11 protein-coding genes are annotated in these 13264 nt (G+C 58.8%); 4 read left to right on the top strand and 7 right to left on the bottom strand.

Annotated elements, in window-relative coordinates; genetic code table 11:
• Positions 1-21 precede the first annotated feature (21 nt).
• Positions 22-768, top strand: a complete 747-nt coding sequence (locus tag MHM85_RS04800; protein ID WP_219861665.1) for a response regulator — start codon at positions 22-24, stop codon at positions 766-768.
• Here MHM85_RS04800 and MHM85_RS04795 read toward each other — a convergent pair.
• Complete coding sequence (locus tag MHM85_RS04795; protein WP_219861667.1) at positions 753-1691, bottom strand: alpha/beta hydrolase; 939 nt, start codon at positions 1689-1691, stop codon at positions 753-755. The genes MHM85_RS04800 and MHM85_RS04795 overlap by 16 nt on opposite strands.
• A 181-nt stretch (positions 1692-1872) precedes the next feature.
• Between MHM85_RS04795 and MHM85_RS04790 the strand changes: the two genes are divergently transcribed.
• Positions 1873-2280, top strand: coding sequence for a hypothetical protein (locus MHM85_RS04790; protein WP_139526443.1), 408 nt, complete (start codon positions 1873-1875; stop codon positions 2278-2280).
• A gap of 217 nt (positions 2281-2497) precedes the next feature.
• Complete coding sequence (gene betT / locus MHM85_RS04785) at positions 2498-4546, top strand: choline BCCT transporter BetT (protein WP_219861670.1); 2049 nt, start codon at positions 2498-2500, stop codon at positions 4544-4546.
• Positions 4547-4616: 70 nt separating this feature from the next.
• On the opposite strand, the gene MHM85_RS04780 is transcribed toward betT, so the two are convergent.
• Positions 4617-6137, bottom strand: a complete 1521-nt coding sequence (locus tag MHM85_RS04780; protein ID WP_139526441.1) for an aldehyde dehydrogenase family protein — start codon at positions 6135-6137, stop codon at positions 4617-4619.
• A gap of 117 nt (positions 6138-6254) precedes the next feature.
• Between MHM85_RS04780 and MHM85_RS04775 the strand changes: the two genes are divergently transcribed.
• Entirely contained in the window at positions 6255-6935 is a 681-nt protein-coding gene (locus MHM85_RS04775; protein WP_139526440.1) for a response regulator transcription factor, read from the top strand.
• Here the strand turns inward: MHM85_RS04775 and MHM85_RS04770 are convergent.
• The 5 genes from MHM85_RS04770 to MHM85_RS04750 form a co-directional block, all read right to left on the bottom strand.
• Positions 6932-8302, bottom strand: coding sequence for a hybrid sensor histidine kinase/response regulator (locus tag MHM85_RS04770; protein WP_139526439.1), 1371 nt, complete (start codon positions 8300-8302; stop codon positions 6932-6934). The two genes, MHM85_RS04775 and MHM85_RS04770, sit on opposite strands and share 4 nt — an antisense overlap.
• A complete protein-coding gene (nosP, locus tag MHM85_RS04765) occupies positions 8280-9437 on the bottom strand; it encodes a nitric oxide-sensing protein NosP (protein ID WP_239285519.1) in 1158 nt (385 codons plus the stop codon). The genes MHM85_RS04770 and nosP overlap by 23 nt, the downstream gene beginning before the upstream one ends.
• Complete coding sequence (locus tag MHM85_RS04760; RefSeq protein WP_139526437.1) at positions 9418-11661, bottom strand: ATP-binding protein; 2244 nt, start codon at positions 11659-11661, stop codon at positions 9418-9420. The genes nosP and MHM85_RS04760 overlap by 20 nt, the downstream gene beginning before the upstream one ends.
• Positions 11651-12178 carry a molybdopterin-dependent oxidoreductase gene (locus MHM85_RS04755; protein WP_239285521.1) on the bottom strand — a complete coding sequence of 176 codons (528 nt, stop codon included), beginning with the start codon at positions 12176-12178 and terminating at the stop codon, positions 11651-11653. Before MHM85_RS04755 ends, MHM85_RS04760 begins: the two co-directional genes overlap by 11 nt.
• 150 nt (positions 12179-12328) lie before the next feature.
• Complete coding sequence (locus MHM85_RS04750; protein WP_139526436.1) at positions 12329-13150, bottom strand: DUF2189 domain-containing protein; 822 nt, start codon at positions 13148-13150, stop codon at positions 12329-12331.
• Positions 13151-13264 lie beyond the last annotated feature (114 nt).

Genomic DNA, 13264 nt, shown 5'->3' with positions numbered 1-13264 from the left:
TCCGATCATAAGCGAGCCGATATGTCTCAGAGTGCTGCACACCCCGACGCTTCATCTCACGACGGCCTCACAGAGGATACTCCTCTACTGATCGTCGAGGACGAGCCCAAAATCGCCCGGCTCATGGCCGACTATCTGCAAAACAACAACTTCGCCCCGATCATCATCAGCCACGGTGGCGAGGTCATGCCATGGCTCACTCAACACGCGACGTCCCTGGTGCTATTGGACGTGATGCTGCCAGGTAAGGATGGCCTGACGCTCTGTAGGGAAATTCGCCAACAGTGGCCCACGCTCCCGATCATCATGGTCACGGCCAAGGTCGAGGAGGTCGACCGCTTACTCGGGCTCGAACTGGGCGCCGATGATTACATTTGCAAACCCTTTAGTCCCCGCGAAGTCGTCGCCCGGGTAAAGGCCGTGCTGCGCAGAAGCCAGGCCGCCGCTCAGGGCGATGCTCCGACGACCGTCAAACTCGCCCCGGTCACGCTGGACGAAGAGGGCTGGCAAGCGCTGGTCAATGGTCACGACCTGGGGCTCACGGCAGTGGAGTTTCAGTTACTGCGAGTCATGATGCAGTCGCCCGGACGTATTTTCAGCCGCGAGCAGCTGATGGACCATATGTACCGTGACAACCGCATCGTCTCCGAACGTACCGTTGACAGCCATATCAAGAAGCTGCGTAAAAAAATCACCGAAGCGCTACCCGAGCAGGAAATCATTCTCTCGGTGTATGGCGTGGGCTACAAATATCAGCCCGAGGGGTAAGCCGCTTCCCTAAGTGAAACCTGGCGATTCAAAAACGCAATGCCCGCTTCGATGGCACTGCCACGCAGCAGGAAGCTCGTGACATGGCCTCGCCCACGCTGTAGATAGAGTTCGCTAGGCGTTCCCTGGGCTTTCAACGCCGCGTAGAAGTCAGTGGCGTGGTCGACCGGCACGAGCTGATCCCAACTGCCGTGAAACAGAAAAAAGGGCGGTGCCTTCGCGGTAATCTGGCGTGCCGGAGAGGCCAATGCGTAAGCTTCCGGCCGCTCGGCCCGCGTCCCGCCGATAAAATCGACCACCAAGCGGCCATCGTCGAACTTCAGCAGATCACTGGGTAATCCTCCGGCCATGACCGCAGCCAAGCGTGCGTGCTCACCGCCGTAAGGATCTGCCAGCGGGCCGTCACTGCCCGCAAGCGCCAGCAGGCTGACCAAATGCGCGCCGGAGGAGAAACCGACACCGACAATGCGGTCGGTATCGATCTGCCATGTCGCGGCGTTCGCGTGTATCCAGGCCATGGCCTGCTGAAGATCGTGTAGCTGGGCGGGGAAGCGATAGTCGGGGGCAAAACGGTGTTCGATATTTACCGTCACGTATCCCTGAGCCGCTAACTGCTCTGCGATACGCTCCATATCCTCCGGCCCACGATTCCGCCAGCCGCCCCCATGCACGACGAGCGCTGCTGGGCGAAGCGCGCTGCTTTGCGTACTGGGGAGCAGCACGTGGGCACGTAAGGGTTCGGGCCACGCCTCTGGTGTATAGCGTTGGGGGTCCAGGCGGGTGAACGGCTGGGGCTCACGCAGGGCACTCTGCTCGATGGCAGGCTCACCCTGAGTGACTTGATGGGTGGCGCCGCAGCCGCTTAACCATAACGCAAGCGCGCTGAAGCCCACGATTCGTCGAAGACCAAGCATATCGGGCATGCAATTCTCCTTCTGACCATCGGTAGTGGCGTTTCCCCTCACCGCTCGATCGCCCCGTGTTCTCGTTGTCGAATTGTCTGAGCAAGATCACGGTTGTTGCACACTTTGTGCAACCGTTTTACACCAAGCCATTGAATACTGACATCGTCAAATTACCACGTATTCACCGATGAGGTATGCCATGAAGATGTCACTTCGCCAACTGTTTGCTCCCGCGTTTCTGGCCGTTGCCCTAATGCCACTCGCCTTCACTGCACAAGCGGACCATCACGACGGACAAGGCATGGATCGAGAAGCCATGAAAGAGCGCATGGAAGAGCGCCGTCAGGAGGTCTACCAGCGCGCGGAACTCAGCGAGGAGCAGCAAGCAGCGCTCGATGAGGCCCACGCCGAGCACCGTGAAGCCGTTCTGGCGCTGCGTGAAGAGCACCAAGCCCGAGTCGCCGAGATTCTCTCCGAAGAAGAGCAGCAGGCGCTCAGTAATGCCATGCACGAGATGCTCGCAGAATATCGCCAGGAGCGCGGCCATGGTGGTCATGGCAAGCGCGGCCACCACGACGATGCTGCCCACGAGATGAACGCTGAGTAAACCTCAATCGAGCAAGCGTTTATTTAGCGTCTAATACGCTCTTCGCGCCCAGCCTAGCTGGGCGCGTTTGTTTCTATACTCCTCTCATACGCGACCACCCCATCTCTCACCCTCGGCCAACGACTTGAAGCGAGCGTCTAAACCGCGTATTTTATTTGAACGCTCATTCAAAAATAACGTATTTTCTTCTTTGTCTTAACAACAGGAGTCCGCCTCCATGGCGAAAGACAACCCCGTCCTCCCCTCCCGAGACCGCTTGAACCCCGTGGTTTTCCACGGCAGTGTCGCGGGTATTCTCGTGTTCTTGATCATGACGATGCTGTTCACCGAGCAAGCAGGCGCCTTCTTCGATGCAGGTCTCGCCTGGGTGAGCGAAACCTTTGGCTGGTACTACATGTTGGCCATCGTGGCGTACCTGGTGTTCGTCATCCTCATTGGCATGTCCCGTTACGGCTGCATTCGCCTAGGACCCGACCACTCACGGCCCGAGTTCTCGTTACTCTCCTGGTCGGCCATGCTGTTTGCCGCAGGTATCGGCATTGACCTCTTGTTTTTCAGCGTTGCCGAGCCGGTCGCCCACTATTTGGCGCCGCCCGATCTAACTCCTGAAAGCCAAGAGGCCATGCGTAACGCCGTCGTTCAAACCTATCTGCACTGGGGGCTCTCCGGTTGGGGGCTGTACGTGCTGATGGGCATGGCACTGGCCTACTTCAGCTACCGCCACCGTTTGCCGCTGGCGATTCGTAGTGCGCTCTATCCGCTGCTGGGCAAGCGCATTCACGGCCCAATTGGCAACGCCGTGGATATCACCGCCGTGATCTCGACCGTATTCGGGATTGCCACCAGCTTGGGTATTGGGGTGATCCAGCTCAACTACGGCTTGAATTATATGTTCGACGTGCCGGAAACCTTGACGGTTCAGGTCATCTTGATCGCCCTGGTGGTCGTGCTTGCCACGATCTCGGTGGTGACGGGTGTCGAGAAAGGCATCCGCCGCCTCTCCGAGTTCAACATGCTGCTGGCTCTGGCGCTGATGCTGTTCGTTCTTTTCTCCGGTGACACCCTGGTGCTGCTGGATAAAGTGGTCAACAACGCTGGCGACTACCTCTCAGGCTTCGTTGCTGCCAGCTTCGATACTTACGCCTTTGCCGATGAAGGTGCCCAAGAGTGGAAAATGTGGTGGACCATCTTCTTCTGGGGCTGGTGGATCGCCTGGACGCCTTTCGTCGGGCTGTTTCTGGCGCGCATCTCCCGCGGCCGTACCATTCGCCAATTCGTGGCTGGCGCCCTGTTCATTCCGCTCTCGTTCATGATGGTATGGATGTCCATTTTCGGTAACAGCGGTATCGAACTGGTGGCCAACCAAGGCGTTGCCGAACTGGGCGAGCAGGCCTTGAATTCGCCACAGACCACGCTCTATACGCTGTTGGAGTACTACCCCTACGTGGGCATCACCGCTGCGGTCGTGACCGTTCTGGGGATCGTATTCTTCATTACCTCGGCGGATTCGGGTGCGCTGGTGCTGGCCAACTTCACTTCGATCTTGAGCGACGTGAACCACGACGCACCGGTGAAACTGCGTATTTTCTGGTCGGCCGTGATTGGCCTGATCACCGTCGCGCTATTGATGGCTGGCGGGCTGAACGCGCTGCAAAGCGCCGTGGTGATCACCGCGCTGCCGTTCTCGGTGGTGATCTTCGCCATCATGGTGGGGACTTACAAAGCACTGAAGTTGGAAGGTAGCAAAGCCGACGCCCGCCGCATGATTGCGGGCAGCGCGCCCGGCGGCGACTGGCGCGAGCGCCTGGACCGCGCGCTGGACACTTCCAACCGTGCAGGTGCCGCCGCCACCATCGAGCACTCGATTCGTCCGGCGATGACACAGTTTGCCCAGGAGCTCGAGAGCCGGGGCCAGACGGCCAACGTCACCGAAGAACAGGTCGAGGGGGAATCACTGCCCACGCTGACGCTGCAGGTCGACCTTGGCGACGCGACGAGCTTCGTCTATCAGGTTTGCCCGCACCGCATGCGCACACCGAGCTTCATCCCCGCAGACGATGACTTCTACGTGCGTTTGGACGTCTATTTGGCAGAAGGTGGTCAGGAAAAAGACCTTAACGGCTACACCCGGGGTCAAGTGATTGGAGACCTGGTGGCAGAGTACGAACGTCACCTACACTTCCTCACCCTGGCGGGCCAGCAAATGGGCCATGTCCAGGCTATGCCAGGCACCATCGGCGAACCGCCGGAGGATGCTCAGATGTAATGACATTCGCTCAATAAGAAACCCCGGTCACATCGACCGGGGTTTTTTGTGCTTTGCGTACTCGCGCGGCTTAGAAGAAGCCCAGCGGATTGATATCGTAGCTGACCAGCAGGTTCTTGGTTTGCTGGTAGTGCTCGAGCGCTACCTTGTGGGTTTCGCGGCCAACGCCGGATTTCTTGTAGCCCCCAAAGGCCGCGTGGGCGGGATACTGATGGTAGCAGTTAGTCCATACGCGGCCCGCTTGAATGCCACGCCCCATGCGGAAGGCGACGTTGATATCGCGGCTCCACACGCCAGCCCCCAAGCCAAACTCGGTATCGTTGGCAATCGCCAGCGCTTCTTCTTCGTCCTTGAAGGTGGTCACCGCCACCACCGGACCAAAAATCTCCTCTTGGAACACGCGCATCTGATTATTGCCTTTCAACAGCGTCGGCTGAATGTAGTAACCGCTATTGATGCTGTCATCCAACGTCTCTTTATTGCCCCCAGTGAGGAATTCGGCGCCCTCGTCACGGGCGATATCCATGTACGACATGATCTTGTCGAACTGCTCTTGGGAAGCCTGCGCACCTACCTGCACATCGGTATCCAGCGGGTTCCCACGCTTGATGGTCTTGGTACGCTCGATGACCTTTGCCATGAACTCGTCGTACATGCTCTCTTGAATCAGCGCACGCGATGGGCAGGTACACACTTCGCCCTGGTTGAAGAACGCCAGTACCAGCCCTTCGACCGCTTTGTCGATGAAGGTCGGCTCGGCGTTCATGATATCGGCGAAGTAGATGTTGGGGGACTTACCGCCCAGCTCGACGGTAGAGGGAATGATGTTCTCTGCTGCGCATTTCAGAATGTGTGAGCCCACGGGCGTCGAGCCGGTGAAGGCAATCTTGGCAATGCGCTTACTGGTGGCCAGCGCCTGACCGGCTTCTGCGCCGAAGCCGTTGACGATATTGAGTACGCCAGGCGGCAGCAGGTCGCCAATCAACTCGACCACTTTCAAAATGGAAGCAGGCGTCTGCTCGGCGGGCTTGAGAACGACACAGTTACCTGCCGCTAGCGCCGGGCCTAGCTTCCAGGCCGCCATGAGAATCGGGAAGTTCCAGGGGATGATTTGCCCCACCACGCCCAGCGGCTCGTGGAAATGGTACGCCACGGTATTGGCGTCGATATCGGCCGCTGTCCCCTCTTGGGAGCGCAGGCAGCCAGCGAAGTAGCGGAAGTGGTCGACCGCCAGTGGGATGTCCGCATTGAGGGTTTCACGCACAGCTTTGCCGTTGTCCCACGTTTCGGCCACGGCCAGCATTTCGAGATTCTGTTCGAGGCGGTCGGCGATTTTGAGCAGGATATTGCTGCGCTCTTGCACCGACGTTTTGCCCCAGGCCGGGGCGGCTTTGTGGGCAGCATCCAACGCTTTTTCGATGTCTTCCGCGCTGGAGCGGGGAATTTCACAGAACACTTTGCCATTGACTGGGCTAACGTTGTCGAAATACTGACCGTTCACGGGGGGAACGAATTCGCCGCCGATGTAGTTGCCGTAGCGCTTTTCGAACGATACAACCGAGCCCGCTTCACCTGGGTTGGCGTAGATCATGGTACTGCTCCTGAGTATTATGATTGTTAAAAGGTGCCTACCCAGTGTTGGCCACTTGCGCCGATCACGATATAGCCCGATGGCAGGACGCACCCTCATTCCTTGGTAGGAGACGCCATGTACTCGCTGTTAGTGGCAGATGACCATCCGCTGTTTCGCGATGCGCTGCAAGCAGTGATCGTCAGCGGCTTCACCGATACGCAGCTGTTCGAGGCCGATAGCCTCGCCGCGGCCATGGCACGTATCGATACACAAGAAGGGTTGGATCTGCTGCTGCTGGATTTGAGCCTGCCGGATGCCGATGGGCTGGAGGGGTTGAAAACCCTACGCGAGACCTTCCCCTGGCTGCCGGTGGCCATCGTCTCGGCGCATCAAGAGCGCCAGCTCGTGCTCGATGCCATTACGCTCGGTGCCGTGGGCTACATCCCTAAATCGACCCCGCGCGCGCAGCTGCTGGCTGCTCTGCAGCAAATTCTTCAGGGACAGCTCTACTTACCCGCTGATATCATGCGCCGACCTCCCCCTCCGTCACGCGCGGCATCGGTCGCTTCCCCTTCGACTACTCCGTCAAGCAGGCTGACGCGGCTCACGGAGAAGCAGTTAGACGTGTTGAGCTGTATGAGTCAGGGCATGTCCAACAAACAGATCGCCCGGGAACTGAACATTGCCGAAACCACGGTCAAAACCCATGTATCGGCGATTTTGCGTAAGCTCGGCGCGAGCAGCCGAGTGCACGCCATTGTCATGGCGGGTGAGGAAGATTTGAGCGGCTATTTAGCCAAACGCCCGGCGCGCTAGCCGTTCTCCAACAGCGTGCCCAGCAGCATTTTGAGGCGCAGCGGCTTGAGCGGTTTCAACAGGCAGTGGATGCCCGCTTCGCGGGTGGCCCGCTTTACGGCGGCTTCGTGATTGGCCGTAATGACCACGGCCGCTAATCCGGGATAGCGGCGGCGCAGCCTGGCAGCGAGATCGATACCGTTCTCACGATGCTCGCCGAGGTGGTAATCCACCAACAGCACGGCCGGACGTTCACCGTCGCTGGCCGCCTCCAACGCGCTCACCGTCGCGGCCGCTCGTACCCGGCATCCCCAACCGCCCAAGAGCGCCTGCATACCTTCGGTAATGGCCGGATCATCGTCCACCACCCACACGATGCACCCCTGCAAGGGATCGACATCCCACTCGATGGACGTTCGCAGCGGGGCAGCTTGGTCCTTGCCGATATCGGCATAGGGCACCAAAATCGAGAACAGAGAGCCGTGGCCCAGTTGAGAGGCCAACCGAACAGGATGGCCCAGCATCGTGCTAATGCGGTCCACGATGGCCAACCCCAATCCCAGCCCACGACTCTGGTTCGCCTGAGGCTGACTGGCGCGGCGAAACTCCAGAAATATCGCTTGACGCTGTGGTTCTGGAATTCCTGGCCCCGTATCACCCACCATGATCTCCAACCCCTCACGGCGACGGCGGCAGCCTAATAGCAAATGGCCATGCTCGGTGTAGCGCACCGCGTTGCTGAGAAAATTGCGAACCACCCGCGCCAATAGCGCCAAGTCCGACTCCACCCATACCTGAGAAGGTACGTAGTGGAGAGTTAGCCCGCGTACCCCGGCGACTTGGCGATACTCCTCGGCCAGCGCATCCAACAGCGTGCTAACGGCAAAGGGTGCTTTATCAGCGTGGAGCACACCGGCGTCCAGGCGGGAGATGTCCACCAGCGTTCCCAACAGCCCTTCGACATCTTTCAGCGACCGGCCAATATGGCCGACCAGTGCTTGGGACGCTGCCGGAAGCGCATGGGCTTCCAGGGCACTGGCAAACAGTCGCGCCGCGTTGAGCGGCTGAAGCAGGTCATGACTGACGGCTGCCAGAAATTTGGTTTTCGATGCGTTGGCCGCCTGGGCGTCGGCATTGGCGGCCAGCAGCCGGCCGTTGACCTGGCTTAGTTCATCCAACGTGCGGTGCAGCGCGTCGGTGCGCTCGCGCACCTGCTCGGCCAACAGCACCGAGCGCTCGAAGGCCGCATAGGGCGCCCCGTTAGGGCCACCGCCGGACTCCACGCGCTCCATGAGCGCTGCACACACTTTGCGCAGGCGCTGATTCTCTTCACGCAGGGCCGCCACGTCGTTCGACGACGGCGCATCAGAGAGCTGGAAGAGTGCCAAAGGCCACCCCCGTAAAGGTTTGATTCACATGCATCCCGTGGTGCTGCTCGCCGTAAGTATTGAAACCGATCACTCTTGCCTGGCGCAGTAGTGCGGAGGCTCGATCGAGTTGACCCAGCGACTCGAGCGCCATTCGCCGCAAAAAGCAGTCACAGCCGATGATCGCTGCGGGTTCGCCGAGGCGCTCTTCCACGTCCTGCAGCATACGAGCCAAATCTTCCAATAGCGGCGTGGGTTGCATGGCGGTCAGCACAATGCCGTTTTCCACCGCGCAATAGAAGCTGAGACTACCGTCGTCGTTGACCCGCTGAATCGAGCGAATATAGTGCTGCCCACCTAAATGCACCGCCAGCGGATGCTGGGCAAAGACCGCAGGCGTCAGTGCTTCCACCGGGCATCCCACGAGGGAAGCATACAACTCGGCAGCCGGCAGGCCATTGAGTTCCAGCACCCGGCGGCGCTCTCGGTCGACAGCGGTGACCACGAGCTTATGCGCCAGCGGCTCTAGGTGATGGGTAGAGAAGACGTCGAACGGCAGCCGCGTATTGATCATGACCACCACGGCCGCCCGAGTATGGAAGCGACCCTCAGCATACACATGGGTGTGGGTGAGGTGGTTGTCGTCCCCGGCGGAGCCGCCAAAACTTGGAATGCGCCCAAGCGCGGCATCCAGCGTTGCCAGCACCTGCTCTTCACGGCTGGAAAGCCCATCCAGCAGTGTCAGAGCAAAGCTATGCTCATTGACCGGCGCCACGGCTTGCTGGCGGCAGCGCTCCAGTAGCCCATCGACCAGCGGTTGAGCGGTGGGCAAATCAAAGTGTTCGAGGTCATCGATCAGCGCGGTTTCGACGGCAAACAAGCGCCTATCGAAACAGATGGCGACAATAGAGCCGCGATCGTAGCCATCGGGCGTCAGCTCACCCGCCGTCGTGCAGCCACTGACTGGAAGCTCGCCAAACGCCTGACAAAGCGCGTCCGCTAGCTGCGACAGCGGATACTCAGCGCTACAAAAGAACAGCACGAAACCGGCGTGCTCGTGACACAGCGCGAGAGCCAGCGCATGGGCAGCATCCTGAGGGTTGGGCTCACGGCTCGCGGCCGCACTCAAACCATGATTAGTGAAGCGGGTGGTCACGACGCCATTTCTCCAGCGCGGCATAAGTTCGTGCAGCGCAGTGACGCAGCGTGTCAAAACACGCTGTTAGCGGCTCGAGCGATGCCTCGTCAAGCGCAGCCATGCTCTCCAACCGCTTGGCTTGCGCAGCCAACTGCTCTGCGCCCATGCTCACTGACTCGCCCCGCAGTTGATGCGCTAGCCGCTCGACCTGACGCCAGTGGTCACGACTCGACGTGCTCCCGGCAGCAAAGTAGCCAGAAAGCTGGGCAATGTAGTCACTCGCCTGCTGATGATAGAGCACTGCCAGTTGATCGACACTATCAGCCCCCAGCGAGCCGACGAGGGTGGCCAACGTCGTTTCATTGAGTAGGGCCGCGTCACCTCCTTCCTCACGCAACGCAGAAGGGATCGGCATCATCGGTGTTGGTGTCGTTGATAGCTGCAGCGCCAACACGTTGCCAAGCGCCAACAGCGAGAGCGGCTTGGTGATGTAGTCATTCATACCCGCAGCGAGGCAGCGGCGACGATCATCCTCTGCCCCCCCTGCGGTCATGGCCACGATGGGCACCTCGCTGCACCAGCCGCCCATTTCACGCAATCGCTGAGTCACCGTCACGCCGTCGATATCAGGAAGCTGTATGTCCATGAAAATAAGATGTACCTGCTGGCGTCGTACCATGGCAAGGGCTTCGCGGCCGTTTTCTGCGCACACCACCTCGCAACCAAGTCGCGACAAAAGTCCCACCGCGACTTTGCGATTGACCGCATTGTCCTCGACCAGCAGCAACGAGGTGCCGTCAAAATCTCGCGCTGGCTCAACGGGCAGGGGGGAGCTGACAGGAGAAGCCTCGACTAACGGCAGTTCGCACCAAAACGTACTGCCTTGACCCGGCGTGCTGTCGACACCCAGACGTCCCTGCATGGCTTCGCTCAGCCGTTTACAGATTGCCAATCCCAAACCGGTGCCGCCGTAGCGGCGTGCGACGCTCTCATCCGCCTGCTGAAAGGGTTCGAAGAGCGTCTCTTGCTGTTCACTGTTCAGACCACAACCGGTATCGCTGATATCAAAGAGCAAATGCTCGACGGTCGAGGAGACGCGTACCGAGACGCTGCCGTAGTCAGTGAATTTGATCGCATTAGCAATGAGATTGAGCAGTATCTGTCGCAGACGCCCCGCATCGATCATGACCCATGCTGGCACGAGTGGGTCCACATGAAGCGATAGTTGCAGCCCTTTTGCTTGCGCTCTTGGCTCGAATAGCGCCATGACACCTTCGACTAGCGGCGTCAGCGCCGTAGGCGACGTCTCCAGGGTCAAATGGCCGGCCTCGATTTTAGAAAAATCGAGGATCTCATTGATCATCGCCAGTAACTGATTGGCACTATCGTGAATAGTGCGAGCATAGTCTTCGACCTGGGCGGGGCTGGCGGGCTCGCGCAGCAGCTCGCTCATGCCAATCACACCATTGAGCGGCGTACGAATTTCGTGACTGACCATGGCGAGAAAGTCTGACTTTGCATGATTGGCCGCTTGGGCCTGCTTCGCAGTGACCTGGAGCTGTTTACTGAGCTGCTCTTGTTCTCGACGCGCCGCTGCGCTTTCGCGCATTTCACGTACCAAAAAGACGATGACCGTCAACACGGCAAAGCTGATTCCAATCAGCAGCGAAATGAGCAGCTTATAGAGCGTACTTAGCAGCGCCCTCTCTTCGGTGGCGGATTCCGCTAGATAACCGTTGATCGCAATCACCAAACGCTCGGTCAAACGGGTAAGCGATTGAAGCTCGCTCTCCAAGGCCGTGACGGGCAGCCGATCCATCTCCTCGTGGGGTTCGAACATGGGATCGAGGGTGTCGAGCTGCTGCTGAATCTGATCCAACAGCTCGCTCGCTGCACCGATACTTTGCAATAGCGAACTAACCTCTCCCTCTCGCAGCAGGGTGATCCGGCTATAGAGCAATTCGAAGCGAAGATTGAGGGCGTCCTGGGCGGCAGGCGATAAGGGGCCCCGCGTGTCGGCCAACAAATGATTGAGCAATTGCACGGCATCGCGGTCGAGTTTATAGACCACCCAGGCGGTGTCCTCTCGCAAGCTCTGCGTCAAATTATCCTGCCGCCATGCCGAAAGGCCAGCCACCACCAACGCAGCCGCAAACAGCAGTACGGTGATGATCGCGACCAGCTTGAGGCGGCGCGGGTAGCGTAGCAGGCGGGGTGCCCGAGCGGACTCACTAACGGACATTGATGTGCATGACCTGCCATACGGCCCTGAAACGCATACGCTCGCTCAACAGCGCCTCATCATGGTCGAATGGATATAGCACCCATAGTGGGCCATATTCGCGGATAGGAATGGCCTGCCCGTCCCGCTCTAGTGCCAAAATAACGTCGTAGTCGTAAAAATCCTCAATAGGAATTTCGGCCTCATAACCGTTCAAGGCCGCTACGTTAATGGTGTCGCCTTCGGCCCCTACATGCTCGAGCAGCGTGCGCATCAGCGGGCCGCGGTAGTGGCTCGCTCCCTCGGTCCACGGTGTACCGGTCGTAAAAGCGTGCTGCGGCAGCGCGCCCAACATCTCACGGTCAAAATGGGCCTCTTCCTCGACGTTGGCTGCCGTTACTTCACCATCTATTTTGAGGATGACGGGCCCATCAGGAGCGGCCAATTTATCCACGTCTGCCTCAGCCGCGTCCGCTAGCCCCGTATGGGGAATGCTGAACGCCAGCATAGTCCACCCCAATAACAACGCTTTCACCATCGACTCCTTGTATCGCAGTGCCTGAACGACGCAGCAGCGGCCGCCCCAGGCAATAAAAAAGAGATGGCGTTAGGGTACGCCATCTCGTTTCATTGGTCAGTCGAATGTCGACTTTTTTACTTAGCGATGAGAAATGTAGCGGAGATGTCGTTAAGTACTCAGCTTCTCGACCGGCTCGAACCGAACGAGTTCTTCGTAGGCATGCCAGCTAGCGTGACCAAGCACGGGCAGTATGAGGGCCAGACCGATGTAGAAGGTCATCACCCCAACGACGACGCAGCCGGTTAAAATAGCAGCCCATAGCAGCATGGTCCGGAAGTTACGCGCCACGCAGCGCACGCTGGCCTCGATGCCTTCCATGAACGTCAGATCTTGATCCATCAGAGTTGGAATAGCGACCACACTAATGGCGAAAGCGCCAAAGGCAAGAATGCCACCTGCCACTGTGCCGACCGCCAGCATGCTGAGCCCTTCCGGTGTGGTGACCAAGGCCGTGTAAAGCGTTGCCGGACTAGGTACTTCAAAACCGAAGAAAAGTGCAAACAGCAGCGTAGCCAGACGTATCCAGGCTAGAAAGAAAATCATCATCATCACGCCCATCATGGCCAACTGCCCAGCATGCGGCCGCCAACTGCCGAAGGCATCGCCCAAGTTAGGCACCCGCCCACGCTCGAGCGCCAAGCTGATGCCGTAAGAACCCACCGCCACGAGCGGCCCAATGAACATGAAGCCCGCAATCATGGGCAGCAGCCAGTGCCAATAACCCAGTGTGTAGGCCCCTAACGTGATGGCAATACTCAAACCAACCCAAAACATGCCATACGAAAGACTGACGGCAGTCGCACGGCGGAAGTCTTCCATACCGGCGGCAAGCCAAGCCTTTGGTCTGTCCATCCCGACTTTGTTGATGATGATTTTAACGTTGGGCGCGTCGGCTGATTGGCCGTGTGTTTTTGTTGTTACTGCATTCATGGCGTAACTCCTGTGATTTACCCCAAATGGCTGTCTCTGACCCAAGCACCAAGGTAAATAGCTACCATGTGTGTTGACACCATTAATCCAACGTTAATGGCTTAATGTTCTTTT

It is taken from the genome of Halomonas sp. McD50-4, from assembly GCF_022348135.1.
In the GTDB taxonomy this organism is placed as follows: domain Bacteria; phylum Pseudomonadota; class Gammaproteobacteria; order Pseudomonadales; family Halomonadaceae; genus Vreelandella; species Vreelandella piezotolerans.
Note: the sequence above shows the minus strand (reverse complement) of the source record. Positions and strands in the feature narration are given on the sequence as shown.

Excerpts from the sequence above, each read along its gene's own strand:
- MHM85_RS04800 (WP_219861665.1), top strand. The coding sequence starts at position 22 with ATGTCTCAGAGTGCTGCACACCCCGACGCTTCATCTCACGACGGCCTC.
- MHM85_RS04795 (WP_219861667.1), bottom strand. The coding sequence starts at position 1,691 with ATGCCCGATATGCTTGGTCTTCGACGAATCGTGGGCTTCAGCGCGCTT.
- MHM85_RS04790 (WP_139526443.1), top strand. The coding sequence starts at position 1,873 with ATGAAGATGTCACTTCGCCAACTGTTTGCTCCCGCGTTTCTGGCCGTT.
- betT (WP_219861670.1), top strand. The coding sequence starts at position 2,498 with ATGGCGAAAGACAACCCCGTCCTCCCCTCCCGAGACCGCTTGAACCCC.
- MHM85_RS04780 (WP_139526441.1), bottom strand. The coding sequence starts at position 6,137 with ATGATCTACGCCAACCCAGGTGAAGCGGGCTCGGTTGTATCGTTCGAA.
- MHM85_RS04775 (WP_139526440.1), top strand. The coding sequence starts at position 6,255 with ATGTACTCGCTGTTAGTGGCAGATGACCATCCGCTGTTTCGCGATGCG.
- MHM85_RS04760 (WP_139526437.1), bottom strand. The coding sequence starts at position 11,661 with ATGTCCGTTAGTGAGTCCGCTCGGGCACCCCGCCTGCTACGCTACCCG.
- MHM85_RS04755 (WP_239285521.1), bottom strand. The coding sequence starts at position 12,178 with ATGGTGAAAGCGTTGTTATTGGGGTGGACTATGCTGGCGTTCAGCATT.
- MHM85_RS04750 (WP_139526436.1), bottom strand. The coding sequence starts at position 13,150 with ATGAATGCAGTAACAACAAAAACACACGGCCAATCAGCCGACGCGCCC.